Genomic DNA, 24,786 nt, shown 5'->3' on the forward strand with positions numbered 1-24,786 from the left:
TTATGAGAAAATTGGTCTTTTTCTTGAGCATCGTTTTCCTCCTTTCCGCTTGCGGGCCCCAAGCTACCTACCGCAAGCAGGCCTCGGGCATGCACAAGGAGTTGGCCTATGTCTATCTCAAGGACGGGCGTTATCCGGAGGCCTTGAGAGAGGCCCTTTTGGCCAAAGAAGAGTTGCCCAAAGATCCGGAGGTCTATAATATTCTGGGCCTGATTTATATGGGGCGAGGAGATCATGAGAAGGCCCGGGCCCAGTTCCAGCAGGCCCTTCTCCTCGATCCCCAGTATTCTGAGGCCCTAAACAATCTGGGGGCCTTAGCCCTCCTTGAGGGCCACTACGATACCGCCATCGACTACTTTGAAAAGGCCCTGGCCAATCCCCTCTATACCAAGCCCTTTATGGCCCTGACTAACCTGGGTTGGGCCTATCACAAAAAGGGCGACGATGAAAAGGCCCTGGCCTCTCTGGAAAAGGCCCTCAAGCTCAACCCTCGCTACGCCAAGGCCTACTATTACGCCGGGCTCATAGCCTTTGAGAAGGGGCGCTGGGAAGAGGCCCAGCTCAACTTCCGCCGGGCCGTGCGCTTCGACCACAGCGACATGGCTGCCCGCTACTGGCTGGGGGAGGCCTGCTTCCGCCTGGGGGAACTGGATAAGGCCCGGAGGATCTGGAAATCTATCACCGAGCTGGCCCCCGAAAGTGAATGGGCCTTGAAGGCCGAAGATCGGCTTCTCCTTCTCGAGAATCTCTCCTCCGGGGAGGACTCTAGCGGCACATAGGCTGGGGTTCGGCCCTTGGGCCCTCGGCCTCGGCCTCCCGGGCCAGACGCTCCCGCAGGGTCTCACCGGCCTCTCGGGAGGCCTCCAGGCGGTTGAGGGCGTTGAGGAGGGCCTTGATCCCCGCGGCCACGATGTCCCCATCCCGGCCGAGGCCGGCGGTGCGCCTGCCGGAGGCATCCTCCAGGATGACTCCACAGACTCCTTCGGCCTCGGTCCCCTTACCCAGGGCGTCGATATGAAAGTCTACCAGGCGAAGCCTCTCCCCTTCCCCCTCCTCTCCGAAACGATAACCCAGAGCCCGGGCCACGGCCTTAAAGGCTGCGTCCACCGAACCCACGCCCACGGCCACAGCCACCCTCTTTCCGGTCTTTCGGTCTTCTACTTCCACTTGGGCAATAGGGCTAAGGGAAGTCCCGTAAAGGCTCGAGACCTGAGCGGAGATCACTCGATAGCGGTAGTTTTCGGAGAGATACTCGTCATAGAGGATGCCCTCTAAATATTCGTCAGGGATGCGGCGCAGGACGTCCTTGATCTCGGTGCGGAAGCGTTCAAAGACCCGGGAAAGGGCCTCGCGGGAGAGCTTCCAGCCCAGGGAACGCAATTTATAGTCTACGGCATGGCGTCCGGAATGTTTGCCCAGGACAATGGCACTTCCGCTCCAGCCCACGGACTCCCGGTCCATGATTTCGTAGGTGAGACGATGGGCGATGACCCCGTGCTGATGGATGCCCGATTCGTGGGCAAAGGCGTTGGCCCCCACAATGGCCTTGTTGGGTTGAACGAACATCCCGGTAAGGCGCGAGACCAGTTGGCTGGTGGGCACGATCTTTCGGGTATCTATGCCGGTCTCCAGGGCCGTGCCCAGGGCCTTCTGAAAATAGTCCCCCCGGGTGCGGAGGATCATGACGATCTCTTCCATGGCCGCGTTTCCGGCCCGCTCTCCGATGCCGTTTATCGTGCACTCCACCTGACGGGCCCCGGCCAAAAGGGCGGCTACGCTGTTGGCCACCGCCAGTCCTAGATCATTGTGACAATGCACCGAAAGACGGAGTTCTCCTTTATCCAGGGCCTCTCCAAAGCCGGCCTGGCGAAGCCTTTCCACCAGAAAGACTATGAGGTCGTAATATTCCTGAGGGACGGTATAGCCCACGGTATCCGGAATGTTGATCACCCGGGCCCCGGCCTGGGCTACAGCCACTACGACCTCGGCCAGGTATTCCCGGTCGCTTCGGGTGGCGTCCTCGGCGGAAAATTCCACATTGGGGGTAAATTTTCGGGCCCATCTTACGGCCTCTTGGGCCAGCTGCAGGACCTCCTCCCGGCTCTTGCGCAACTTGTACTGGAGATGGATATCCGAGGTGGCAATAAAGGTGTGTATCCGGGGATTTTCCGCCTCTTTTAAGGCCTCCCAAGCGGTCTCGATATCCTTGGGGTTGGCCCGGGCTAGGGCCGCAATCTCCACCCCCCGAAGCTCTCGGGCCAGGGTCTGGACCGCCTGGAAATCTCCAGGGGAAGCCACGGGAAAACCGGCCTCGATCACGTCCACCCCCAGGTCTACCAGGGCCCGGCCAATTTCGATCTTCTCTTCCATGGAAAGAGAGACCCCGGGGGACTGCTCTCCGTCCCGCAGGGTGGTATCGAAGATGTAAACCCGGTTAATCATCAAAGGGCCTCCTTTAAAAACTGAAAAAGATTTTAATGCCCGTTGACGCCCCTCACAAGCGGTGCTAGGTAAGGAGAAAGAAACCTTATCTCAAGGAGGCCCTCATGAAGATCTACTACGATCAGGATGCGGATCTTTCGCTTCTTAAGGACCAGACCATTGCCATCCTGGGATATGGTAGTCAGGGGCACGCCCACGCCCTCAATCTCCGGGACAGCGGCCTTAAGGTGATCGTGGGACTCCGGGCCGGGGGCCCCAGTTACGAGAGGGCCCAGGCCGACGGTTTTGAGGTTTTAGCCCCGCACCTGGCCTGCTCCCGGGCGGAAATTATCATGGTCCTGGTGCCGGACCAGATCCAGCCCCAGCTCTATCGAGAAGCCATCGAGCCCAACCTTTCTCCGGGCAAGATGCTCATGTTTGCCCACGGATTCAATATCCACTACGGGCAGATCGTGCCTCCCAAGGAGGTGGATGTAACCATGGTGGCGCCCAAAGGCCCGGGGCACCTGGTGAGGAGGGAGTTCGAGCGAGGGGCCGGGGTGCCCTGTCTGGTGGCCGTGCATCAGGACGCCACCGGCCAGGCCCTGGCCCGGGCCCTGGCTTACGCTAAGGGGATCGGTGGCACGCGGGCCGGGGTGATCGAGACCACCTTCCGGGAGGAGACCGAGACCGACCTTTTCGGGGAGCAGTGCGTGCTCTGCGGCGGGGTTTCGGCCCTGATCAAGGCCGGCTTCGAGACTCTGGTGGAGGCCGGCTATCCTCCGGAGCTGGCCTATTTTGAATGCTGCCACGAGCTCAAGCTCATCGTGGATCTCATCTATGAGGGCGGGCTTTCCTTCATGCGCTATTCCATCAGCGATACCGCGGAATACGGAGATCTTACCCGGGGGCCGCGGATTATCGATCAGCGGGTAAAGGAGGAGATGAAGCGCATCCTGGAAGAGATTCAGAGTGGACGCTTTGCTCGGGAATGGATTTTAGAAAATCAGGCTGGCCGTCCGGTCATGAACGCCCTGCGCCGCCAGGAGGCCGCCCACCCCATCGAGGAGGTCGGGGCCCGACTGCGAGAGATGATGCCCTGGCTCAAGAAGAAATAGTCTTCCTGCCCAGGGCCCGCCGGAGCTCTATCAGGAGATCGCCGAGGGAAAGGGCCACCTCGAGCCTTTGGCCCGGGCGCATACGCTGGTAAAGTTCCCTTAAATGGGCATCCCCCCGCCCAAAGGGCGGGGGTTTTTCTATAAGCTCCCTTGCATCTTCAATCTTTTCCATTTTTCTTCGACTCCCGCCTTCCTTGCCAAATGTTCTACCCTTTCATGATCCAAGGAGGGATCCCGCAGAAGAATTTCTAGATCCGTCTGATCCTTAAAGCTTCGATAGTGGGCCAACTTTAAAACCAGAATGTCTTCTTTACGGGCTACCTTAACCTTTTGACCAAAGACCTCCAGAACCAAAGCCTCTTGGAGGATGTCCTTTTCCCACGGATATTTGGCTTCTACCAGATCTACAGGGACTAAATCTTTTTTTTCCCAGAAGCGCAAGAGTTTTTTCCCTTCGGGAAGCTCTACCACCGCGATCTCAAAATTAAGAGAGGCTAAAAGTCTTCTGAGACCTTCGAAATCTTTGAAAGATACCAGAAAGTCCAGATCGATGGTGGGGAGGATTTCCACCTGGGCCGCTAAGGCCAATTTTCCGATGAGCGCCCAATCTTCCACCAGATGGGAAGAGGATTCAAAGAGATCCAGGGTTTTCAAAAAGGTTTTGGTTAAGATTGGGCTACCTCCCGCAAGGCCTCCTGCGCGGCTTCAAGGGTTTCTTCAATCTCGGTCTCGGTGTGGGCCAGGGAGACGAAGGCCGCCTCGAACTGGGAGGGAGCCAGATAGACTCCCCGGCGGGCCATGGCCCGCCAGAAAGCCCCGTAACGGGCCGTATCCGAGGCTGCGGCCTCGGCGAAGTTGGTCACCCGGCCCTCCCGGAAAAAGAGGGTCATCATGGAGCCCACCCGATTCCCCGTGGTCGGGAGCCCGGCTTTGCGGGCCGCCTCCGAAAGGCCCTCAAAGAGTCGCGCTGAAAGCTCCTCCAGGCGTTCGTAAGTTCCGGGACGGCGAAGAAGGCGCAGGGTGGCCAGACCTGCGGCTACTGCCAGGGGATTTCCCGAAAGGGTTCCGGCTTGATAGACCGGACCTTCCGGGGCGATGTAGTCCATGATTTCCGCCTTGCCCCCGTAGGCCCCTACGGGAAGCCCTCCGCCGATGATCTTTCCCAGACAGGTAAGATCCGGCTCGATCCCGTAAAGGGCCTGGGCCCCTCCCAGCCCCACCCGAAAACCGGTGATGACTTCATCAAAGATGAGAAGGGACCCGTGCTTCCGGGTGATCTCTCGCAGGCCCTCCAGGAAACCGGGCTCCGGTGGCACCACCCCCATGTTCCCGGCGATGGGCTCCACAATCACCGCGGCGATCTCCTGACCTACGGCCTCAAAGCACTCCCGCACCGCGGAAAGGTCGTTATAAGGGAGGCTTATGGTGTTGGCCACGATCTCTTCCGGCACCCCGGGGCTTCCAGGGATTCCCAGGGTGGCCACTCCGGAGCCGGCCTTCACCAGGAAGGAATCCGCATGGCCGTGGTAGCAACCGTCGAACTTTACGATCTTCTTGCGTCCGGTATAGCCCCGGGCCAGGCGGATGGCGCTCATGGTGGCCTCGGTCCCGGAGTTGACCAGACGGACCTTCTCGATGGAGGGCACACATTCGCAGATGAGCCGGGCCAGCTCCACCTCGGCCCAGGTAGGGGCCCCGAAGCTCGTCCCCCCTTCGGCCGCGGCCTTCACCGCGGCCACCACCTCGGGATGGGCATGCCCCAGGATGAGAGGCCCCCAGGAGGCCACATAGTCGATATACCGGCGCCCATCCACATCATAGAGGAAGGGGCCTTTGCCTCGTTCAAAGAAGATGGGCTCGGCCCCTACGCTCTTGCAGGCCCGCACCGGGCTATTCACCCCTCCGGGGATGACCTTCACCGCCTCGGCAAAATAGGCTCTGGATTTCGTTCCCGCCATTTTTACCTCCTCACGAAAAATACCTCCGCGTGCGGCGGACGATCTCCTTTTCGGTAAATAACATTTCGTAGTCGGGAAGATCAAGATCCCGGGAAATTTCGGCCACCAGACGCCGACATTCCCCCTCCGAGGCCGCATGCACCATGGTGTAAAGGTTATAAGGCCAATCCGGCCCCGGGCGGCGAAGATAACAGTGACTTACGGCGGGATGAGCGGCCAGCTTTCTCCCTACCTCTTCCACCCTTTCTTCCGGCACCCGCCAGGCCACCATGACGTTGCCTTCATAGCCGGAAAGATTGTGCCGAATGAGGGCGCCAAGCCTCCGGATAATCTTCTTTTCCTGAAGGGTCTTTACCGCCGCCAGGACTTCCTCTTCCGTGACTCCCAGTTTTTCGGCCAGTACCGCAAAGGGCCTTTCCACGAGCGGGAGCCCTTCCGAAAGGAGATCCACCAGACGTTTTTCCAGTTCGGTGAGCTCGACCATTTCAGATCTTTCCCCAGAGGATCAAAATTCCCAGGAGAACGAAAAGGCCCCCGGAAAGGATCCGGAGGTACCTCAAAGGGAGGAGTTCTCCCAGAAATTTTCCGGCGGCTGCCCCTAAAGCCGCAGCCAGAACCAGGGCCAGGGCTGCTACCAAAAAGACGGGCCAAAAACGCCCTTCCCGGGCCGCAAGGGCCAGGGTGGCCAGCTGGGTCTTGTCTCCCAGTTCGGCCAAAAAAACCGTAATAAGGGCGGCCAGGAAGGTCTTCATCATCCGAACTTCCCCTTGAGAAAATCCTCTGTCCGGGGATCCCGGGGCACGGTAAAGACCTGGGAAGTGGGGCCAAATTCCACCAACTCCCCCAAATAGAAAAAGGCCGTATAATCGGAAACCCGTCCAGCCTGGGCAATGTTATGGGTCACGATCACGATGGTCACGCTACGCTTGAGCTCCACCACCAGTTCCTCGATCTTGGCCGTGGACTTGGGATCCAGGGCCGAGGTAGGCTCGTCCATGAGGAGGACCTCGGGATTTATGGCCAGGGCCCGGGCGATGCAGAGCCGCTGCTGTTGTCCCCCGGAAAGATAGGTCCCCCGTTTGTGGAGACTGTCCTTGACCTCCTCCCAGAGGGCGGCCTTGCGCAGGGCCTCCTCCACGATCCGGTCGGCCTCTTCCCGCCGAAGGCGTATCCCCAAGAGCTTGTAGCCGGCAAGGACGTTGTCGTAGATGGTCATGGTGGGAAAGGGATTGGGGCGTTGGAAGACCATGCCCACCCGGCGCCGGACCAGCACCGGATCCAGATCCAGGATGTTTTCCCCTTTGAGGTAGATCTCCCCTTCCACTCGGGCCCCGGGAGTGAGCTCATGCAGGCGGTTGAGGCAACGGATGAAGGTGGTCTTCCCGCAACCCGAAGGGCCCATAACCGCGGTGACCTTCTTTTCGGGGATCTTGACCGTGACCTCCCGGATGGCCGGTTTCTCTCCGTAATAGGCCCAAAGATTGCGGATGTCGAAGATGGCCGGCTCTTTAGGGTCCACTATAGCCTTAGCGCCCATTTCCTCCGAGCCTCCGGGCCAGGAATCGGGAAAAGAGATTCAGCCCCAGAACCAGCAGGGTGAGGACCGCGCTAGCCCCCCAGGCCTGGCGCACCCATTCGGGATAAGGGCTGATGGCGTATTTGAAGACCGTAAGGGGCAGGGCCTCTACCGGTTGTAGGGGATTGAGGTTCCAGAAGGGGTTGCCGAAGGCCGTGAAAAGAAGGGGCGCGGTCTCTCCCATGATCCGGGCCAGGGAAAGGAGGATGCCCGTGGTGATCCCCACCAGGCCCGTGGGAAGGAGGACCTTGAGCACCGTGCGCCAGTAGTTCACCCCCAGGGCCAGGGAGGCCTCCCGCAAGGCCTCCGGAATGCGTTTGAGGATCTCCTCCGTGGAACGCACGATTACCGGAAGCATCATGATGGCCAAAGCCACGGCCCCGGAAAGGGCCGAAAAGTGCCCCATGGGTTTGACCACCCAGAGATAGGCCACGATCCCCAGCACGATGGAGGGCACCCCCTGGAGCACGTCCGCGCAGATGCGCACCACCTCCCCGAATTTCCCCCGGGAAAATTCCGAAAGATAGATCCCGCAGAGGACCCCCACCGGGACCGCCATGAGGGAGGCCAGAAGGGAAAGCATGAGGGTGCCCACCAGGGCGTTGCCCACCCCTCCCCCTTCCTCACCCGGAGGCTTGGGGAGACTGGTAAAGAATTCCCAGGAAAGGGCCGGAAGACCCTGCTTAAAAATCCCGTAAAGAATGTGGAAAAGGGGCAGAGCCGGAAAGAGGGCCAGGAGAAAGATGACCGCAAGGGCCAGGCGGTCTTTGAACTTGCGCCACCAGAGGGGTCTCATCGCACCTCAAGCCTCACGATAATTATGCGGGCCAGGGTGTTCACCACCAAAGTGATGAGAAAGAGGAGGAGGCCGATCTCGATCAGGGCCGAAAGGTGGAGGTCCTTGGAGGCCTCGGTGAACTCGTTGGCGATGACACTGGCCATGGTATTGGCCAGATCCCAGGGGCTTTGCGGCATTTCCGAGCGGTTTCCGATCACCATGGTTACGGCCATGGTCTCTCCCAGGGCCCGACCCAGGGAAAGGAGAAGACCGGCCACGATTCCCGAAAGACCATAAGGGAGACATACTCGGCGAATGACCTCCCACTTGGTGGCCCCCAGGCCGTAGGCCGCCTCCTTCAGTTCCTGAGGCACCAGGCGCAAGACCTCCCGGGTAATGGAGGCCGCATAGGGGAGAATCATGATGGCCAAAACCAGAGAGGCCGAGGGTAGTCCCAGCCCGAAGGGGGGGACCCCCAGGCGCATTTCTATCCAGCGCACCAGAGGTACCAGATAATAGAGGGCCCAGAGGCCGTAAATCACCGAAGGGATCCCCGCTAAAAGTTCCACCAGGGAGGCCAGGAGCCCAGCCAGCCTCGGCGGGGCATATTCCGCAAGGAAGATCCCGGAAGAAAGGGCAAAAGGCAAAGCCAGGACCAGGGCGGCCAGAGAGGTGACCAGGGTGCCCACGATGAAAGGCAGGGCTCCGAATTCTTCGTTTACCGGATCCCATACCCGCCCCCAAAGGAAACGCCCTCCAAAGGCCTTGATACTGGGAAGGCTTCCCCAGAGGAGGGTGAGCCCTACGGCCAGCACCAGGACTACCAGGCCCACCGCCAGGGCCCAACACAAGTATCGAAATACTCGATCCGGGTCGGCCAAACGCATAGTCAGTCTCTTTTACCAGAGCCCCCGGGGAGGACAAGTCCCCCTATTTTCCGGGACAGCCCCCAAGGATGGGTTTTCCTTGATAGGTGATGGAACGGATCAGCCCTTCATCGATCCGGACCAGGTTTTCCGGAAGACGGGCATAAAGCAGACTTTCATTGTATTGCTGGCCCTCATGCACACACCACCAGAGGAGGTCCACCAAGGCCTTGGCCCGTTCAAAGGAGCGCCCGTTATAGGCCTGTTCCTTGTAGACCAGGATCCAGGTGAGGGCTGAAAGGGGATAACCGTCGGGGGCGTCGGTATTGACCAGGATGATCCGCGTGTCCGGGGGAATCTTGGTCTTGGCCGCGGCAGAGATGGCCTTAAGGGTGGGAAGGATGAAATTCCCGGACTTGTTTTGGAGGGCCACCACGGGAAGGTGGTTCTGGTGAGCGTAGGCCAGTTCGATATAGCCGATGGCCCCGGGGAGCTGTTTTAGATAACCGGTGACCCCCTCGTTACCTTTGCCTCCCAGACCCGTGGGCCAGCGCACGGCCTTGCCATAGCCCACGCGCTTTTTCCACTCCGGGCTCACCTGGGCCAGGTAGTAGGTAAAATTGAAGGTGGTCCCGGAGCCGTCGGAACGATGGACCACCACGATGGGCAAACCCGGAAGGCGCAGGCCCGGATTGAGCTTGACAATCCGGGGATCGTTCCACCTGCGGATCTTTCCCAGAAAGATGTCCGCCAGGACCTCCGGGGTAAGCTTGAGTCCGGAGGGTACCCCGGGGAGGTTGTAGGAGATCACCACGGCCCCTAAGGCCATGGGGATATGTAAAATCTCGGCCGGGGCCTTGGCCAGTTCCTCCTCGGTCATGGGGGCGTCTGAGGCCCCGAAATCCACGGTGCGGGCCAGAATCTGGCGGATACCTCCCCCGGAGCCGATGGACTGATAGTTCACTTTTATCCCGGTCTTCTGGTAGTACACATAGAACCATTTAGAATAGAGAGGGTAGGGAAAAGTGGCTCCGGCCCCAAGGAGGGTTATCTTTTCCGCCAGAGCCGATCCGGAGAAAGCTCCCAGAAGAAGGACCAGGACCCAAATCCATTTCCGCATAAAGAACCTCCTTCAGATTTTGGAAATATCCTATCCTTTTCCTGTGGCAAAATTTTGAACCTCCGGCGACGAAACCGGGAGCAGAAAGACGAAGGTGGCCCCCTGCCCGGAGGGCTCCAGAAGAAGATCCCCTCCCTGGAGGCACACCAGGCGCCGGGCCAGGGCCAGGCCCAGGCCCAGGCCCGGAGAATTTTTCCCCCGCACCAGGGGCTCAAAGATCCGGGACCGCAGCTCCTCCGGCACCCCCGGCCCTTCGTCCCGAATAGCTATCCGGACTTTCTTTCCCTGACTGCGCACCTCTATGATGATCCGGCCCCCCTCCGGACTGTAACGCACGGCGTTTTCCAGCACCTTGAGGAGGGCCTGTACCAGATAGTCCGGGTCTCCCCGCACCGTAAGATCTTTTTCCGGATGGATTTCCAGCCGGAGGCCCTTGGGCTGAAGGAGGGGTTCGGCCGCCCGGCGTAGGGCCTGAAGGAGGGCCGCCACCGGAAGGGCTTCGCACCGGAGATCTCGACCGGAAAGGCGCGAAAGTTCCAGAAGTTCTTTGACCAGGCGGGTGAGGCGGTGGAGATGCTCCCGAATGGCCGAGAGGATCTCCCGAGGATAGCCTTCGGCCGGAAGCTCCTCCTCCAGGGCCTCCACATATCCCTGGAGGGCCGTAAGAGGGGTGCGAAATTCATGGGCCAGGGTGGAGGCCAGGAAGCGGAGCTCTTTCTCCAGGGTGCGCTCTCGGGTGACCTCCACCAGGGCGAGGACCGCAAGCTCCGAGGATATGCGCCGGCCGAGCACCCGGAAGGCTCTTTCCCGGTACTCGACCTCCTCTTCTACTTCGCCCTCCTCAAAGAGCCGACGATGGATCTCTACCAGTTCCGAAAAGGGAAGTTCGAGGAGATGCTGGAGTTCTCCAGAGGGGGAAAGGGCCTTCAAGGCCCGGCTGGACCAGGGTACTCCCCGCTGGCGGTCCACCACGGCCGCCGGAAGAGGCCATTCCTGCAGGATCTCCTCTAAGGGCAAAGAGGCCCCTTCTTCAGAGACCGGCGCCGGAGAAGGGGCCTTTTTGCCCAGGAATTTACGCCACAAACTCATTCTCCCGAAAGAGAGCGCAGACGATATCCCACCCCCCAGATGGTTTCCAGAAGGGAGGCCGCGGGCCCCAGTTTCTTTCGCAGTCGTTTCACATGGGTGTCCACGGTGCGGGCGTAGCCTTGGTAGGTGTATCCCCAAACCTTTTCCAGAAGGGTCTCCCGAGAGAAGACCCGCCCCGGGGCCTCCATAAAGGTCTGCAGAAGTTTAAATTCCATGGGGGTGAGCCTTACTTCCTGGCCTTCTACCTCGGCCCGAAATTCCTCGGGGAAAAGCCGCAAGGGACCGTGGGCCAGGATCTGGCCTTCCGAAGGAGGCCGCAGGCGTTTAAGGATGGCCTTGGCCCGCAGTACCAGCTCCCGGGGGCTAAAAGGCTTGACCACATAGTCATCGGCCCCCAGTTCAAACCCTAAAACCCGATCCACTTCTTCTCCCCGGGCGGAGACGATGATCACCGGGACCCGGGAAAGCTCCTTCCGAAACCGAAGAAACTTCAGGATCTCCAGTCCGTCCTGGTCGGGGAGCATGAGATCCAGGATCACCAGGTCCGGAAATCCATGGGCCAGCCGACGAAAGGCCTCAGAGGCGCTTCCGGCCACCTCGGCCCGGAACCCCTCCCGCTCAAAGGCCCGTCGCTCAAGTTCTGCCACCTCCGGCTCATCTTCTACAATAAGGACTCGGGCGGCCATTTTTAAACATTCTACCGGATTCGCCCCCCTTCCGTAAGGCCTCGGCCTTAAAAACCTTTCCTCATCCTTGACAATTTCCGAGGAAGGTTTAAGTTATTGCAACAAATTTTCAATAAGGAAGGCCTTATGTCGCAGCCTTCGGAGATGGAAATTTTCCGGGAATTCATTCGCAAAAAAGGTCTCCGCTATACCCCGGAAAGGGAGATCATTCTGCGGGAAATTCTTAAGATCCACGATCACTTCGATGTGGACGAGCTTTATCTCCGTCTCCGCAATCAGGGACATCGCATCTCCAAGGCCTCCATTTATCGTACCCTGCCTCTTCTTATCGAGTGTGGTCTGGTCCAGGAGGTCTATCAGGAGGACGGCCACATGCACTACGAGCACATTTACGGACATGAGCCGCATGCCCACTTTCGCTGTCTCTCCTGCCGTCGGGTGGAGGAATTCCAGGACGAACGCCTGGAGGAGGTGGCTGAAGAATTCCGGAGGAAACACGGCGCGGAGATCAAGAGGGTGCGCTACGAACTTCTGGGCTATTGTGCAGCCTGTCTTAAGGAGGGCTAGGGATGGGGTTTAGGTGGCGTTGGCGGTGGGGCCGGGGAAAGAAAGGCTGTAAAAAGGGGCCGGGGTCATGCCCCCGCATGGAAAATCTGGTTACCCTCGACGAATTGCGGACCGGGGAGGAAGGCCTTATCGTCAAGGTTTTGGGAAACGGGGCCTTTCGGCAGCGTCTTCTGGAGATGGGGTTTTTGCCCGGAACCCGCATCCGGGTTATCCGTTACGCCCCCCTTGAGGACCCGGTGGAATACGAAATCAAGGGCTACCACGTGGCTTTGCGACACGAAGAGGCGGCCAAGGTCCTGGTGGAGAAATGTCCGAAGTCGTAGTGGCCCTTGCCGGCAATCCCAACGCCGGCAAGACCACCCTCTTTAACGCCCTCACCGGAGCCCGCCAGAAGGTGGGCAACTGGCCCGGGGTCACCGTGGAAAAGAAGGAGGGAGAGTGCCGGGTGGGGGATCTCACCCTGCGCATCGTAGATCTCCCCGGGATCTATTCCCTTACCCCTTATTCCCTGGAGGAGGTCATCGCCCGCAACTTCATCCTGGAGGATCAGCCGGCGGTCATTCTCAATGTGGTAGACGCCTCGAATCTGGAGCGCAACCTCTATCTCACTGTTCAGCTCATGGAGTTGGGCCGCCCTCTGGTGGTGGCCCTCAACATGATCGACGTGGCCCAGAGCCGGGGTCTTTATGTGGATCACCAGGTCCTTTCCCGGCTCTTAGGGGTCCCGGTGGTCCCCACCGTGGGGACCAAGGGCCTGGGGATGGAGGAGGTGAAGGAGACCCTGGCCCGGGTGGCCCGGAGACAGCTGCGGGCCCAGCCGGTGCACATTTACTATGGCAAAGAGATCGAGGAGGCCCTTTCGGAGATCCTGGCGGCCCTTGAAGAAAGAGACCTTCTTCCGGGTTATCCCCGGCGCTGGCTGGCCCTGAAAATCCTTGAGGCCGATCGGGAGGTGGTTTCCCGGGTGAAAAAAGAGCCCGGAGGGGCCGAGATCCTTGCTTTGCGGGAGCGCCTGGCCGAAAGGCTTTCACGCCTTTTCGACGAGGCCCCGGAGGCCCTGATCGTCGAGGCCCGTTACGGTTTCATTGCCGGGTTGGTGCGGGAGGCGGTGCGGGTTTCCGCCATCTCCCGCCGCACCCTCTCCGAACGACTGGATGATCTCTTGACCCATCGGGTCCTGGGCTTTCCCATCTTTATCGCCCTGATGTACGCCCTTTTTTACCTTACCTTCAAGCTCGGGGCCTATCCCGTGGCCTGGCTGGAGCATCTCCTGGAGCTTGCGGAAAATCTCCTGCGGGCCCATCTTCCGCCGGGTCTCCTGCGGGAGGTCCTGGTGGAGGGCGTGCTCGGTGGGGTGGGCGGGGTTTTAGTCTATCTTCCCAACATCCTTTTTCTCTTTTTGGGGATCAGTCTCTTTGAGGACACCGGATATCTTTCCCGGGCCGCCTTCATCATGGATCGGGTCATGCACTCCCTGGGGCTCCACGGCAAGGCCTTTATCCCCCTTCTCATGGGTTTCGGCTGTAATGTTCCGGCCATCCTGGCCACGCGCACCCTGGAGAATCCCCGGGAGCGGCTTCTGACCATCCTCATCAATCCCCTCATGAGCTGTTCGGCCCGCTTTCCGGTCTATGTGCTCTTTGCCGGGACCTTTTTCCGGGGCCACGAGACCCAGGTGGTCTTCGCCCTTTATGCCCTGGGGATCGTTCTGGCAGCCCTCATTGCTCGCTTTTTCGGCCGCATCCTGATAAAGGAGGAGGACACCCCCTTCGTGCTGGAGCTTCCTCCCTATCGTCTTCCCACCCTGCGGGGGCTCTTTTTTCACATGTGGGACAAGACCCGGGTCTATCTGCGCAAGATGGGCGGGGTGATCCTTGCGGCCTCGGTGCTCCTCTGGGTCTTTACCGCCTTTCCCCGGGCAGATCATAGCCCCCCTCCTCTGGATCAGAGTTACATCGGTCGGGCGGGAAAACTCCTCGAGCCGGCTCTGGCCCCTCTGGGTTTTGACTGGCGCATGAGCGTGGCCCTCATTTCGGGTTTTGTGGCCAAGGAGGTGGTGGTTTCCTCTTTGGGGGTGCTTTACAAGGCCGGAGAAGAGGGGGGGAAGACCTTGGAGGAAGCTCTGCGGGCCTCGGGGCTTTCCCCGGCCGCCGCCCTGGCCTTCATGGTCTTTGTGCTCCTTTATGTGCCCTGTGTGGGAACCCTTGTAGCCATCTGGAAGGAGACCGGAAGCCTGCGCTACCCCCTGATAAATATAGTCTATCAATTGATTCTGGCCTGGGTGATGGCCTTTCTCACTTATCGTTTGGGGCTCCTTGTGCTAGGATAGGGCCGCAAAAAGGAGGAAGTATGCTCGATATTCGGCTCATTCGGGAAAAGCCCGAGTGGGTAAAGGCCCGGCTGGCCACCCGCGGGGGAGAGTATCCTCTGGAGCGCCTGCTGGAGCTTGATGCCGAAAGGCGGCGTCTGGTGGCCGAGGTGGACGGATTGCGTCACGAAAGGAAGACCCTTTCGGAGGAGATCGGGCGGGCCAAGCGCGAGCGACGCGAGGTGCCGGACCTGGTGGCCCGGGTCAAAGAGGTGGGCGAAAGGCTTAAAGCCCTCGAGGAAAGGCTCCGGGAGGTGACCTCCGAGGTAGAGGCCCTGCTTCTAGAGATCCCCAATCTCCCGCACGAAAGTGTGCCCGTGGGGGAGGACGAAACCCAGAATCAGGTAGTCAAACGCTGGGGGGATCTTCCGCAATTTGATTTTGAACCCAAGCCCCACTGGGAGATCGGAACCGCCCTGGGGATCTTGGATTTTGAGAGGGCGGCCAAGATTACCGGTTCACGTTTTGTGGTCTATCGGGGGGCCGGGGCCTTACTCGAACGGGCGCTAATCAATTTTATGTTGGATCTCCACGTGAGAAAACACGGCTACCAGGAGGTCCTCCCCCCTTTCATTGTGAACGAGGCCACCATGATCGGAACCGGCCAGCTTCCCAAATTTAAGGAGGACCTTTTCAAGCTCGAGGGCTGGAATTATTACCTCATTCCCACGGCCGAGGTTCCGGTGACCAACCTTCACCGAGAGGAGATCCTGCCCGAGGAGGTTCTTCCCCTTTATTACACCGCTTACACCCCCTGTTTTCGCTCCGAGGCCGGGGCCCACGGACGGGACACCCGGGGGATCATCCGCCAGCACCAATTCAACAAGGTGGAGTTGGTGAAGATCACCACCCCGGAGACCTCTTACGAAGAGTTGGAAAGTCTCCTTTTGGACGCCGAGGAGGTGCTTCAACTCCTGGGTCTTCCCTACCGGGTGGTCCTTCTCTGTACCGGAGATTTAGGCTTTGCCGCGGCCAAAACCTACGATATCGAGGTCTGGGCCCCGGGGCAGGGGCGTTTTGTAGAGATCTCTTCCTGTTCCAACTGTGAGGACTTCCAGGCCCGCCGGGCCAACATTCGCTATCGACCCAAGGGAGGGGGCAAGCCCCGCTTTGTGCACACCCTGAACGGCTCAGGGGTGGCGGTAGGCCGCACGGTGATGGCCATCCTCGAAAACTATCAGCAGGCCGACGGTTCGGTCCTTATTCCCGAGGTCTTGCGGCCCTACATGGGAGGGCTTGAGCGCATCGAGCCTCTTGACAGTCTGAGGAGCTCTTAATAAGTTTAACTTCAAGGTTCCCCGGTAGCTCAATCGGCAGAGCATCGGGCTGTTAACCCGAGGGTTGCAGGTTCGAGTCCTGCCCGGGGAGCCATTTTGACTCAACTTTGACACCCCGGGCAAAAAAATTCGCTTGTATCAACGGTTTCCGGGCATACTACCCCCGCATTCCACAACATCCTCTCCTCCCACCTCAAGAACCCTCCCTGGTACCCTTATCCCCACCGCCTTGAATACCTCATAGGCCTTCCCCTCAAGTTCCGTCCTCACCAAGTAATTCCTCCCATCCACCGTAACCTCCACCGCCTTAAGCCGCTCAAGATCCGTCATCACCTCCTGATAACTTCCCTCGTAGCCAACCTCCCTCAGCCTCCTCATCAGCACCACCTCCAGCACAAAGGCCAAAAAACATACCATGATGTGCCCCCGAATCCGCTTCTCCGTCCAGTGATACACCGGCCTAAGATCCAGACCGCTTTTCATCTCCCGAAAGGCCCTCTCTACCTGCCAAAGTCCCCTATACGCCAAAGCCGCCTCCTCCACACTTAACCCCGCATTCGTCTCAAGCACATACTTCCCATCATATCTAGCCTCCTCCTCCAAAACCTCCCGATCAACAACCGCCGAACTCCCCTCCACCTTCAAATACCGACGATAACCCCGGTTTCCTATAAGCCCCTTAAGACCCCCGGCCCTGAGCTTCTCCTCAAGCTTCCCTACCATCTCCTCACGGGAAAGCCTCTCCCTCTCCGCCTCCTCCGGATTGAAACAAATCAGATAACGCCTCCCCTCATGCCAGACTTCCTTCACCTTAAGGTTACCCTTCACCTCCCGACTCACCATCCCCCGGTCCGCCACAAGAATGACCCGCCTTATCCTGAACCGATTCTGTAAGTCTTTTAGCACCACCCGAAAGGTCTCTACGTCCGCCGTAGCCCCCGGAAATACCTCGTGGGCTATCGGTATCCCCTCCCGCGTCATAAGAAACCCCAATATCACCTGCACCCTGTCCGGACGATGATCCTTCGAAAATCCATACTCGCAAAACCCCTCCGCCCCTCTCCCCTCAAAATACACGCTCGCCGTGTCCCAAAACACCAAATCAAGCTCCAAATGAAATAGATCCCTTATCCTCTCAAAAAGCTTCTCCTCTATTTCCTCCTTATGATCGGCCAGAAAATCAAGAGCCCGGTAGAAATGGTGTAGCTTAAGCCTTTCAAACTCCGGCCGATAGACTGTCTCCTTCCATCGGCTGACCCCGAGTTTTGAGGCCGGATCACAGAGCCGGTTCAAAACCATGGCAAAAACCGCTTCCTCCACATCTATGGCAATCTCCGTTCCGGCAAGAAGCTCCTTCAGTATGCTACTAAGCTTAAGATCTTCCCAAAGTCTTCTGAAAATCAAAGCCGGACCAAAGTCCTTGGCCCATTGGGCCTGAATGCTTCGAGCCTGAGCTTCTATCCATTGTCTCCGGGAAAACTTGGCCAGCCCCTCTATCAGCTTATCCAGTTCTCCCTCTTGGAGTTTTTTCAGGCGCCCCAGGTTGGCCACGATCCTCTGGCGTACCTTTCCGTTGACCCGCTTGCCCTCCACAATATAGAGGTAGGTTCTAGTGGACCCGTCCTTGTTTTTGAAGGTTTTGGTTCGGATATACATAGCACTAACATGCTAGCATTATCTCTCTTTATATCAAGAGGTAATTCTTGTATACGTAGCACAACATTTGAAAATAAAAACAGTAGAGCATGAAAAGAGAGGGGAAAATAGAGGGCATTTTTGGGGTATTTTGGACCGAAAATGCTTACTTCAGATTCGTCGATCCTTCCCGACTGTCAAACCCAAGTTTTAGCTTTTACAATTTAGGGGCCATTTCGGGCCGGAAATGCTCACTTCAGATTCGTCGACCCTTCGTGACTGTCAAACTTGAGGTAAACTCTTTGATGGTGCCTTGTACTTCCTGTGGCTTAGGGGCCTTCTGAATTTTGCTCATGGTGTCCACCCTCCTTTTTGTGATTTGGTCATTTTACAATTTCCACAATTGGGTGGACACTCCCCCTATAAACTCCTTTAGAGCTTCTTCCCAAGGTCTAAGTTCAATACCCTTTACACTTTTTAACGGACTCCAGAGGGGTCTTTTAGCCTTTGTTTTAAATTCCGTATGTTTGACAGGTTCTATGCTTGCGTCAACCCCCGCATACTCAAGGATTTTTTTTGCAAATTCGTACCAGGAGCAGTATCCTAAATTTGTAACGTGATAGGTGCCAAAAGGTCTTTCCTCTAAAATCAATTTCCATATCTCCCTTGCCGCATCAAGGGTATAAGTTGGGGACATAAAGATATCGTCAACTACCCTCAAGGGTTCTCCCGCTTTTGCTTTTTTAAGAATTGTGTAAACGAAGTTTCCCCCCTTTCCGCTTGCCCCTGCTTTCCCATAAAGGCTTGCAACCCTAACTATGTAGTACTTATCAAGGTAATTCTTAACTATAAGCTCACCTGCATATTTGGATATACCGTATATGTTTATGGGATTAGGTAAATCTTCCTCGGTATAGGGTTCTTTTTCTGTTATCTTTGCTCCGTCAAATACGTAGTCTGTACTTATGTGAACAAGGATAGAATCCATGCTCTTACACACTTCTACAAGGTTTTTCACCCCTACAGCGTTAATAAAAAAGGCTTTTTCGGGCTCATCTTCACAGAGGTCCGTCTTGTGAAAAGCGGCTGTGTTTATAATAACATCTGGTTCAAGAGAAGTTAATACACTAAATACAGAATCTTTATCCGTTATTTCAATATCTGAATGTGTTAAACCCACCAATTTGACGAGTCCTGGCTTAGCGTTTACTATGTCCTGTCCAAGCTGACCACTTGCTCCTATAACAACCACCTTCATACCATAACACCTTTCTGTATAAGTTTCTTGTACCACTCAACGGTTATGGTCGTCGGGTCATCCGGATCAAGGCTCCCGGATTTAAGAGCTTCCCATATCTCAACGGCCCCCCTCTCTGCGTTGTAGTCCGGTTTGAAGCCAAGCACTTCCCTTATCTTTTTGAAGCTTACCCTGTAACTCCTGTGGTCAGGCAACCCGTACCACTCGTACTCAAAGGGTATCCCTATAGCCTGTGCGACCCTCTTTGCAAGGTCAAATATCTGATAGTTTTGCTCATCAGAACCAACATTAAAAACTTCTCTGTTCACTTTTTCTTTGGGAGATTCCAGGGCCAATAACATTGCCCTTGAAGTATCCTTTACATGTACGAAGGGTCTCCATTGGGTTCCATCCCTAAGAATCGGAATTCTTCCATTTTTAAAGAATCCTCTAACCATACCGTTTATGGCGAGGTCAAACCTCATCCTCGGGGATAAACCATAAACCGTAGCCTGCCTGAGTATAACAACGGTAAATTTATCGTCCGCAAGATTGAGTATGTCTCTCTCCGCTTTAAGGTTAGCTTTAGCGTATGTAGTTAAAGGATTTGTCGGTGATGTCTCATCCACGACTTCATCTTGAAAGCCGTAAACACTGCACGAAGAAGGAAGTATATATCTCTTCACGCCCATGAGTTTTGCCAGTGTAGCAACTCTAAATCTACCAAGGTAATTTATTGACCATGTTTTTACCGGGTCCAGTTCACCCGAAGGATCGTTGGATAGGGCTGCCAGGTCTATCACCGCATAAACATCCTTCAATATTTCTTTTTCAAAGAACCTTATATCCTCCTCAAGGATTCTCAGATTTTCACTTTCAGGAGGTAACCTGTCTCTTCCGAAGAAGAACCTATCAAGAGCTAGCACATTGTAGCCTTTCTCAAGGAGCATGGGGACAAGGACACTTCCGATATAACCTCCTGCACCCGTTACAAGCACTCTCATAACTCACCTCCATAGACAAAATTGTTCTCCGCATCCCTTAACCTCGGCTGTTTTCTATCCTTCTCGGAAAGGATGGGGTCTTCTATGGGCCACTCAATTCCGAGGTCCGGGTCGTTCCATATAATTCCTCTGTCCAGCTCCGGGGCATATTCCTTGGTAACTTTATAAATAACCTCCGTCCCGTCTTCCAGAGCCACAAAACCGTGGGCGAACCCGGGAGGAACCCAGAGCATAAGCTTGTTCTCTTCAGAGAGTTCTACTGCTACCCATTTCCCGTACCAGGGGGAGCCTTTTCTTATATCTACAGCAACGTCCCATATCCTCCCCCTCATACATCTGACGAGTTTTCCCTGCTCCATGGGTCTCAGCTGGTAATGGAGCCCTCTTAAGACTCCCCTCTGGGACCTTGAATGGTTGTCCTGGACAAAATCGTACGGAATCCTGTTGGCTTTGAACTCTGAAGCTTTGTAGGTTTCCATAAAAAAGCCTCTCTCGTCACCAAAGACCTTCGGTTTAACGAGTATGACGTCTGGAATTTCAAGGGGCTTGAACTCAAAGGGCATTCCTTCTTACCTCCTGCAAGATATAGTTATTTACAACATATTCGGAAAAGGCAAAGGCGCTTGTGAAGGCCGGCGATATGGCATTCAATATGTGAACGCTATTTCCTTCCTTTATAACAAGGAAGTCCATAACGAGCTCCTTCTTTTCCCAGTCCACAAGTTGTGGTCTTATACCCACCTTGTCGGAGGGTTCAATATCTTCTATAGAGAGCCCCTCAACCATAGGTTCTATGTCTTTGAAGAAGAATCTGTCCAGATACTTCCTAGGTTCTGTTAAAGCAACGTTCCTGAATTTTTCGTTTACGAAGAAGAGGTAGGCATCCTGCCACAAAATCTTCAGAGCTTCTCTGTCTATATCCCTCAGAAGACCGTAGTTTTCCCTCCCTAAGGCCGGTATTGCAGTTGGACCGATGTAAACATCCCCATTATAGCTTTTAGTAAAGTGAACTCCCAAAAACGGGTTTCTTATGTCGGGCACGGGATATATGTTTCCCCTTACCAGATATCTTTTTTCCTTCTTTAGCTTTTTATAAGTCCCCTTGAAGGGAATTATCCTGTACTTTAATCCGACCCCAAATTCATGAGCTATTCTATCAGCGTAAGCTCCCCCGCAATTTATAAAAGTTTCAAACCTTAAACTTCCTCTGTTTGTCAGGATTTCCTTAGAGCTCTTTAACTTTTCAAACTTAACTCCTTTAAGGATTTTAACCTTCCCACTTTCCGTAAGTTCCTTTTCAATAGCCTCCAGTATTTTTATGGGATTTACAACAGCTGTCAGTGGAGAGTACAGTGCAAGCTCAACGGTTCTTGCATAAGGTTCTATCTCTTTAACCCCACTCTCATCCACGAGTTCAACTCTGGCTCCGTTCCTCAGAGCTCTGTTATAAAGCTCCTTTAATACCTGTATCTCACTCTCACTTTTCGTTACTATAACTTTACCCGTTTCCAGTATGGGTATTCCTTTTTCCTTACAGTATTCCCTCATCAGGAGATTGCCCTTTAAACAGAACCTGGCTTTAAGGCTGTCGGGAGTGTAATATATGCCTGCGTGTAAGACCCCGCTGTTCCTGCCTGAGGCGTGGACCCCTAAATCCTTCTCTTTCTCTATAATTGTTATCTCATCCGCCCCTTTTTCTAATAGTTTTCTAGCAATGGAAAGCCCTAAAATACCGCCACCACATATAACTATCATTCCTCTGCAATCCTCATAAGATACTTTCCATACTCAGTCTTGCTCATGGTCTTTGCAAGCTTTATTAACTGCTCCCTATCAATCCATCCGTTCCTGTAGGCTATCTCCTCTATACACCCTATCATCAAGCCCGTTTTCTTCTCTATGGTCTCCACAAACTCTCCCGCTTCAAGAAAGCTGTCGTGCGTTCCTGCATCGAACCAGGCAAAACCCCTGCCGAGTATTTTAACCCTCAGCTTCCCTCTCTTCAGATACTCCTCATTTACCGAGGTTATCTCCAGCTCTCCCCTCTTTGAGGGTTTTACCCTCTTTGCTATTTCTACCACCTCCTCGTCGTAAAAGTAAGCCCCCACAACGGCATAATTGGACCTCGGTTTTTTTGGTTTTTCCTCAAGGGAGATAACGTTTCCCTTTTCATCAAACTCCACAACACCGAACCTCTCCGGGTCCTTTACGTAGTATCCAAAAACGTAAGCTCCTCCCCTCTCCTGTACCTCCTTCATAGCCTCCTTCATTATCTTCGGAAGATCATGACCGAAAAATATATTGTCCCCTAGAAGGTAGAAAACTTTATCGCCGTTTATAAACTTCTCCCCCAGTATGAGGCCTTCCGCAAGCCCCCTCGGCTTTTCCTGAATAGCGTATTCTATACTCATACCCAGCTGGCTCCCATCACCGAGTAGTTTTTTAAAACTTTCTAAGTCCTGAGGATTCACGACCAGAAGAACCTCCCTTATCCTGAGCAGCATAACAAGAGAAAGGGGATAGTAAATCATCGGCTTGTTGTAAATGGGAAGAAGATGCTTATTAACCACTTTCGTAACGGGATATAACCTTGTTCCACTACCTCCTGCAAGGATGATTGATTTCATTTGTTAGCCTCCTATACCGAGCTTTTCTAAAGTTTTTTTATTTATTTCTTTTCTTTCTTTATCAAAAAACCAGCCCCATTTGTTAAAATAATAAATAGCTGATTTTATGTGATAAGTTAACAATTTCCAATTCTTGTATGAACCTTTTCCAAACTCATGATATATATAAACATGTGGATAATATACAGTTTTAGAAAATTTATAAATTCTTCTTGATAAATCCGTATCTTCCAAATACATAAAAAATCTTTCATCAAACAAACCAACTTTTTCTAAAACTTGAGTTCTTATAAACATAAAACACCCAGAAAGGTGAGAGACTACCATCATTTTGTTATATCCGGTAAATCTAAGCTCATAGATTTCATTCCTTTTTTCTATATATTTTTTAAATGGTGGAAAGTTTAAGAATCTTCTTCCAAATAAATCAAAAGGAGTTGGCAAGAGTTTACAAAGATATTGGATTTTTCCATCGGGATATAACACTTTTGGCATAACAAGACCAACATCTGTATTTTCTTCCATAAATTTATAAAGCTCTTCTAATACGCCTTTTTCAAAATATACATCCGGATTTAATACAAGATGATAAGGTACTTTCTCCTCTATGGATTTTCTTAAAGCTATATTGTGAGCTTTTCCAAAACCCAAATTTTTCCCATTAAAAATATATTCTATTCTATTATCATGATTTTTAAATTTTGATAAAATGTTTTTGGGTGAATTATCTATTAGAAATATTTTGTGTACCAAATTGCTTGTAATAACACTGTTAAGACATTTTTTTAACATATTTTCAGGTGTATTGTATAAGACAACAGATATATTTAACACTTTAAAGCTCCTCCTTTATAATCTTCCAAAACAAATTAGATATTTTTTTTATATCAAACTTAATGCTGTGTGCTTTTAGCATTTCTTTTAAATGTCTTCTATCTTTTTCAGATAAATTATAGATTTCCAATACTAAATTAACAAACTCATTTGTATTAAAAGGAGAAGCAAGATATGGATAATTAGAAGGTAAAGTTTCTCTTAATCCTTTAATATTAAAAGCAATTACTGGAATTCCAATAGACATTGATTCCAAAGCTACACGAGAAAATGTTTCTGAACGTGATGTTATCGTTACACAATTTGAGTATTTCAAATATTTAAAAATATTTTTAGTAACACCTGTTATATATACTCTATCATCTAATCCTTCTTGCTTAAGTTTGGAAATAAATTCATATCTATCTTTATCATATAAAAAATCACCTATAATTACAAATGCTATATCATCTTGTCCTTTAAAATTTTTTATTATATCTAAAAACAAATCAAATCCCTTTATTTTAGTTAGAATCCCTACATTTGAAACAATAAAGTTGTATTTATTTATAAATTGGAGAAATCTATCTTCTGGATTTTCCTTGATTAAATAAGCGATTTCCTCAAAATTAATTCCATTTGGAATAACAAAAATATTTTTATTACAACCTAATTTATCCTTAATCCATTTTTCTTGGTCATTGTTAACTACTAATATTTTGTCTGCTAAGCATATAGTTTTCTTCCTGAGAAATTTAAATGCTCTAAACGTTTCTTCATACTCGTGGACATAAAGAATAATCTTATAGTTAAAGATTCTTTTTAAAAGGCTTGAAACAATTAAAGCCCTGCTATTTGCTGCACTATTTATAACAATAAGATTCGGTTTTATATATATTAAATAATAAATTATTTTAGGAATTGCCATAATTCTTTGAGCCAAATCCACAAATGAGTTTTTACTCGGATAAGGTGTAATTATTTTCATATTATTTATATATTTTGCAAATTCTTTCTTTAAATCGTTGAACCTTAACCCTAATAAACAAACTTCAGAATCAATATAACTGGGTTTATTCTTTATTAATTCTAATAAAGCTTTTGGAGCACCTGAAGAATTTAAAGAATGGCTAATAAGTAGAATTTTCTTTTTAATCATATTCGATATTGGCATTAAAATTTCTCCTTAGAAAATATGATTTTTTTAAAAAAATTAAAGAATATATTGCAACGAATATAAAAAATACTTCGGTATTAAAATAACCTGTTCCTCGAATAAATAAGTCAATAAAAAAACCTGCAATTATACCATAAAAATATGTCGATTTTGATATTTTCACAGGGTAAATTAATAGAAATTTTATAAACCAGTATATATATAAAATTAGAATCCCAATTCCTAAAATTCCAAATTCTGTAATTAGTTTAGAAGCCACAAAACTACCATTTTCTAAGTTTAAAATCTTACCAGTAATTTTTTCAATTACATAACTATAGTCACTCAAATAAGTTTCTTGTGTACCAAGCATCTGAAAGCCTAATCCAAAACCGTAATTCGCTTTAAAATTATAAAAAGCCAACTTCCAACCTTGTAAATATACCAAAGTGGAAAGGTTTTCTATTTTTTCATCATTTGAAATAACACC

The 24,786-nt window shown here is 52.8% G+C and carries 27 protein-coding genes and 1 tRNA gene; 7 read left to right on the forward strand and 21 right to left on the reverse strand.

All coding sequences use genetic code 11. The features are described from left to right. The first annotated feature begins 2 nt into the window (after positions 1–2). The gene (locus FVE67_RS03250; RefSeq protein ID WP_168719226.1) at positions 3–779 is read left to right on the forward strand and encodes a tetratricopeptide repeat protein; all 777 of its coding nucleotides are present in this window, start codon (positions 3–5) and stop codon (positions 777–779) included. Here the strand turns inward: FVE67_RS03250 and FVE67_RS03255 are convergent. Then, complete coding sequence (locus FVE67_RS03255) at positions 766–2,442, reverse strand: 2-isopropylmalate synthase (protein WP_168719227.1); 1,677 nt, start codon at positions 2,440–2,442, stop codon at positions 766–768. The two genes, FVE67_RS03250 and FVE67_RS03255, sit on opposite strands and share 14 nt — an antisense overlap. A 104-nt stretch (positions 2,443–2,546) precedes the next feature. On the opposite strand from FVE67_RS03255, the gene ilvC reads away from it, so the two are divergent. After that, entirely contained in the window at positions 2,547–3,539 is a 993-nt protein-coding gene (gene ilvC / locus FVE67_RS03260) for a ketol-acid reductoisomerase (RefSeq protein WP_168719228.1), read from the forward strand. Here the strand turns inward: ilvC and FVE67_RS03265 are convergent. From FVE67_RS03265 to FVE67_RS03315, 11 genes are read right to left on the reverse strand one after another with little or no spacing between them, the layout of a single operon-like run. After that, positions 3,526–3,711, reverse strand: coding sequence for a hypothetical protein (locus FVE67_RS03265; RefSeq protein WP_168719229.1), 186 nt, complete (start codon positions 3,709–3,711; stop codon positions 3,526–3,528). The genes ilvC and FVE67_RS03265 overlap by 14 nt on opposite strands. After that, on the reverse strand, positions 3,678–4,193 hold the full coding sequence (locus FVE67_RS03270) for a hypothetical protein (protein WP_168719230.1): 516 nt from the start codon (positions 4,191–4,193) through the stop codon (positions 3,678–3,680). Before FVE67_RS03270 ends, FVE67_RS03265 begins: the two co-directional genes overlap by 34 nt. Positions 4,194–4,204: 11 nt before the next feature. Further along, entirely contained in the window at positions 4,205–5,497 is a 1,293-nt protein-coding gene (hemL, locus tag FVE67_RS03275; protein WP_168719231.1) for a glutamate-1-semialdehyde 2,1-aminomutase, read from the reverse strand. A 10-nt stretch (positions 5,498–5,507) separates the two neighbouring features. After that, positions 5,508–5,981, reverse strand: a complete 474-nt coding sequence (gene ahbB, locus FVE67_RS03280; protein WP_168719232.1) for a siroheme decarboxylase subunit beta — start codon at positions 5,979–5,981, stop codon at positions 5,508–5,510. Position 5,982: 1 nt separating this feature from the next. Then, positions 5,983–6,252 (reverse strand): TMEM165/GDT1 family protein, encoded by a 270-nt coding sequence (locus tag FVE67_RS03285; protein ID WP_246167920.1) that lies wholly within the window; start codon positions 6,250–6,252, stop codon positions 5,983–5,985. Further along, positions 6,249–7,034: a phosphate ABC transporter ATP-binding protein PstB gene (gene pstB / locus FVE67_RS03290; RefSeq protein ID WP_168719233.1), complete on the reverse strand. Its 786-nt coding sequence runs from the start codon at positions 7,032–7,034 to the stop codon at positions 6,249–6,251. Before pstB ends, FVE67_RS03285 begins: the two co-directional genes overlap by 4 nt. After that, positions 7,024–7,869: a phosphate ABC transporter permease PstA gene (gene pstA / locus FVE67_RS03295; protein WP_168719234.1), complete on the reverse strand. Its 846-nt coding sequence runs from the start codon at positions 7,867–7,869 to the stop codon at positions 7,024–7,026. Before pstA ends, pstB begins: the two co-directional genes overlap by 11 nt. Then, positions 7,866–8,738, reverse strand: a complete 873-nt coding sequence (gene pstC, locus FVE67_RS03300) for a phosphate ABC transporter permease subunit PstC (RefSeq protein WP_168719235.1) — start codon at positions 8,736–8,738, stop codon at positions 7,866–7,868. The genes pstA and pstC overlap by 4 nt, the downstream gene beginning before the upstream one ends. A 43-nt stretch (positions 8,739–8,781) precedes the next feature. Next, positions 8,782–9,837: a phosphate ABC transporter substrate-binding protein PstS gene (gene pstS / locus FVE67_RS03305; protein ID WP_168719236.1), complete on the reverse strand. Its 1,056-nt coding sequence runs from the start codon at positions 9,835–9,837 to the stop codon at positions 8,782–8,784. A gap of 30 nt (positions 9,838–9,867) precedes the next feature. Beyond that, positions 9,868–10,920: a sensor histidine kinase gene (locus FVE67_RS03310; RefSeq protein ID WP_168719237.1), complete on the reverse strand. Its 1,053-nt coding sequence runs from the start codon at positions 10,918–10,920 to the stop codon at positions 9,868–9,870. 2 nt (positions 10,921–10,922) lie between these two features. Next, complete coding sequence (locus FVE67_RS03315; protein ID WP_168719238.1) at positions 10,923–11,612, reverse strand: response regulator transcription factor; 690 nt, start codon at positions 11,610–11,612, stop codon at positions 10,923–10,925. A gap of 126 nt (positions 11,613–11,738) precedes the next feature. Here FVE67_RS03315 and FVE67_RS03320 point away from each other — a divergent pair, with 126 nt between their 5' ends. The 5 genes from FVE67_RS03320 (at position 11,739) to FVE67_RS03335 (ending at position 15,918) form a co-directional block, all read left to right on the forward strand. Further along, a complete protein-coding gene (locus FVE67_RS03320) occupies positions 11,739–12,179 on the forward strand; it encodes a Fur family transcriptional regulator (protein WP_168719239.1) in 441 nt (146 codons plus the stop codon). 77 nt (positions 12,180–12,256) lie between these two features. Continuing rightward, positions 12,257–12,502, forward strand: a complete 246-nt coding sequence (locus tag FVE67_RS09250) for a FeoA family protein (protein WP_210534646.1) — start codon at positions 12,257–12,259, stop codon at positions 12,500–12,502. Beyond that, positions 12,487–14,508, forward strand: coding sequence for a ferrous iron transport protein B (feoB, locus tag FVE67_RS03325; RefSeq protein WP_210534647.1), 2,022 nt, complete (start codon positions 12,487–12,489; stop codon positions 14,506–14,508). Before FVE67_RS09250 ends, feoB begins: the two co-directional genes overlap by 16 nt. A gap of 20 nt (positions 14,509–14,528) precedes the next feature. Beyond that, a complete protein-coding gene (gene serS, locus FVE67_RS03330; protein WP_168719240.1) occupies positions 14,529–15,824 on the forward strand; it encodes a serine--tRNA ligase in 1,296 nt (431 codons plus the stop codon). A gap of 18 nt (positions 15,825–15,842) precedes the next feature. After that, positions 15,843–15,918 (forward strand) — tRNA-Asn (locus FVE67_RS03335). 44 nt (positions 15,919–15,962) lie between these two features. Here FVE67_RS03335 and FVE67_RS03340 read toward each other — a convergent pair. From FVE67_RS03340 to FVE67_RS03380, 9 genes are all read right to left on the reverse strand, one after another. Continuing rightward, positions 15,963–17,480 carry an IS1634 family transposase gene (locus FVE67_RS03340; protein ID WP_168719241.1) on the reverse strand — a complete coding sequence of 506 codons (1,518 nt, stop codon included), beginning with the start codon at positions 17,478–17,480 and terminating at the stop codon, positions 15,963–15,965. 367 nt (positions 17,481–17,847) lie between these two features. Then, entirely contained in the window at positions 17,848–18,717 is an 870-nt protein-coding gene (gene rfbD, locus FVE67_RS03345; protein ID WP_168719242.1) for a dTDP-4-dehydrorhamnose reductase, read from the reverse strand. Then, positions 18,714–19,700, reverse strand: coding sequence for an NAD-dependent epimerase/dehydratase family protein (locus FVE67_RS03350; RefSeq protein ID WP_168719243.1), 987 nt, complete (start codon positions 19,698–19,700; stop codon positions 18,714–18,716). Before FVE67_RS03350 ends, rfbD begins: the two co-directional genes overlap by 4 nt. Further along, the gene (gene rfbC, locus FVE67_RS03355; protein WP_168719244.1) at positions 19,697–20,263 is read right to left on the reverse strand and encodes a dTDP-4-dehydrorhamnose 3,5-epimerase; all 567 of its coding nucleotides are present in this window, start codon (positions 20,261–20,263) and stop codon (positions 19,697–19,699) included. The genes FVE67_RS03350 and rfbC overlap by 4 nt, the downstream gene beginning before the upstream one ends. Next, positions 20,253–21,455: an L-2-hydroxyglutarate oxidase gene (lhgO, locus tag FVE67_RS03360; RefSeq protein WP_168719245.1), complete on the reverse strand. Its 1,203-nt coding sequence runs from the start codon at positions 21,453–21,455 to the stop codon at positions 20,253–20,255. Before lhgO ends, rfbC begins: the two co-directional genes overlap by 11 nt. After that, the gene (gene rfbA, locus FVE67_RS03365; RefSeq protein ID WP_168719246.1) at positions 21,452–22,327 is read right to left on the reverse strand and encodes a glucose-1-phosphate thymidylyltransferase RfbA; all 876 of its coding nucleotides are present in this window, start codon (positions 22,325–22,327) and stop codon (positions 21,452–21,454) included. The genes lhgO and rfbA overlap by 4 nt, the downstream gene beginning before the upstream one ends. 3 nt (positions 22,328–22,330) lie before the next feature. Continuing rightward, positions 22,331–23,161 (reverse strand): glycosyltransferase family 2 protein, encoded by an 831-nt coding sequence (locus FVE67_RS03370; protein ID WP_281347180.1) that lies wholly within the window; start codon positions 23,159–23,161, stop codon positions 22,331–22,333. 1 nt (position 23,162) lies between these two features. After that, entirely contained in the window at positions 23,163–24,299 is a 1,137-nt protein-coding gene (locus FVE67_RS03375; protein ID WP_168719247.1) for a glycosyltransferase, read from the reverse strand. Continuing rightward, the gene (locus FVE67_RS03380; protein ID WP_168719248.1) at positions 24,292–24,720 is read right to left on the reverse strand and encodes a hypothetical protein; all 429 of its coding nucleotides are present in this window, start codon (positions 24,718–24,720) and stop codon (positions 24,292–24,294) included. The genes FVE67_RS03375 and FVE67_RS03380 overlap by 8 nt, the downstream gene beginning before the upstream one ends. Positions 24,721–24,786: the final 66 nt, after the last annotated feature.

This window comes from Thermosulfurimonas marina, assembly GCF_012317585.1.
GTDB classification, from domain to species: Bacteria; Desulfobacterota; Thermodesulfobacteria; order Thermodesulfobacteriales; family Thermodesulfobacteriaceae; genus Thermosulfurimonas_A; species Thermosulfurimonas_A marina.

What these genes read in the sequence shown, in the direction of transcription:
- FVE67_RS03250 (WP_168719226.1), top strand. Translation starts at nt 3, where the DNA reads ATGAGAAAATTGGTCTTTTTCTTGAGCATCGTTTTCCTCCTTTCCGCT.
- FVE67_RS03255 (WP_168719227.1), bottom strand. Translation starts at nt 2,442, where the DNA reads ATGATTAACCGGGTTTACATCTTCGATACCACCCTGCGGGACGGAGAG.
- ilvC (WP_168719228.1), top strand. Translation starts at nt 2,547, where the DNA reads ATGAAGATCTACTACGATCAGGATGCGGATCTTTCGCTTCTTAAGGAC.
- FVE67_RS03265 (WP_168719229.1), bottom strand. Translation starts at nt 3,711, where the DNA reads ATGGAAAAGATTGAAGATGCAAGGGAGCTTATAGAAAAACCCCCGCCC.
- hemL (WP_168719231.1), bottom strand. Translation starts at nt 5,497, where the DNA reads ATGGCGGGAACGAAATCCAGAGCCTATTTTGCCGAGGCGGTGAAGGTC.
- ahbB (WP_168719232.1), bottom strand. Translation starts at nt 5,981, where the DNA reads ATGGTCGAGCTCACCGAACTGGAAAAACGTCTGGTGGATCTCCTTTCG.
- FVE67_RS03285 (WP_246167920.1), bottom strand. Translation starts at nt 6,252, where the DNA reads ATGATGAAGACCTTCCTGGCCGCCCTTATTACGGTTTTTTTGGCCGAA.
- pstB (WP_168719233.1), bottom strand. Translation starts at nt 7,034, where the DNA reads ATGGGCGCTAAGGCTATAGTGGACCCTAAAGAGCCGGCCATCTTCGAC.
- pstA (WP_168719234.1), bottom strand. Translation starts at nt 7,869, where the DNA reads ATGAGACCCCTCTGGTGGCGCAAGTTCAAAGACCGCCTGGCCCTTGCG.
- pstC (WP_168719235.1), bottom strand. Translation starts at nt 8,738, where the DNA reads ATGCGTTTGGCCGACCCGGATCGAGTATTTCGATACTTGTGTTGGGCC.
- pstS (WP_168719236.1), bottom strand. Translation starts at nt 9,837, where the DNA reads ATGCGGAAATGGATTTGGGTCCTGGTCCTTCTTCTGGGAGCTTTCTCC.
- FVE67_RS03315 (WP_168719238.1), bottom strand. Translation starts at nt 11,612, where the DNA reads ATGGCCGCCCGAGTCCTTATTGTAGAAGATGAGCCGGAGGTGGCAGAA.
- FVE67_RS03320 (WP_168719239.1), top strand. Translation starts at nt 11,739, where the DNA reads ATGTCGCAGCCTTCGGAGATGGAAATTTTCCGGGAATTCATTCGCAAA.
- FVE67_RS09250 (WP_210534646.1), top strand. Translation starts at nt 12,257, where the DNA reads ATGGAAAATCTGGTTACCCTCGACGAATTGCGGACCGGGGAGGAAGGC.
- feoB (WP_210534647.1), top strand. Translation starts at nt 12,487, where the DNA reads ATGTCCGAAGTCGTAGTGGCCCTTGCCGGCAATCCCAACGCCGGCAAG.
- serS (WP_168719240.1), top strand. Translation starts at nt 14,529, where the DNA reads ATGCTCGATATTCGGCTCATTCGGGAAAAGCCCGAGTGGGTAAAGGCC.
- FVE67_RS03340 (WP_168719241.1), bottom strand. Translation starts at nt 17,480, where the DNA reads ATGTATATCCGAACCAAAACCTTCAAAAACAAGGACGGGTCCACTAGA.
- rfbD (WP_168719242.1), bottom strand. Translation starts at nt 18,717, where the DNA reads ATGAAGGTGGTTGTTATAGGAGCAAGTGGTCAGCTTGGACAGGACATA.
- FVE67_RS03350 (WP_168719243.1), bottom strand. Translation starts at nt 19,700, where the DNA reads ATGAGAGTGCTTGTAACGGGTGCAGGAGGTTATATCGGAAGTGTCCTT.
- rfbC (WP_168719244.1), bottom strand. Translation starts at nt 20,263, where the DNA reads ATGCCCTTTGAGTTCAAGCCCCTTGAAATTCCAGACGTCATACTCGTT.
- lhgO (WP_168719245.1), bottom strand. Translation starts at nt 21,455, where the DNA reads ATGATAGTTATATGTGGTGGCGGTATTTTAGGGCTTTCCATTGCTAGA.
- rfbA (WP_168719246.1), bottom strand. Translation starts at nt 22,327, where the DNA reads ATGAAATCAATCATCCTTGCAGGAGGTAGTGGAACAAGGTTATATCCC.
- FVE67_RS03375 (WP_168719247.1), bottom strand. Translation starts at nt 24,299, where the DNA reads ATGATTAAAAAGAAAATTCTACTTATTAGCCATTCTTTAAATTCTTCA.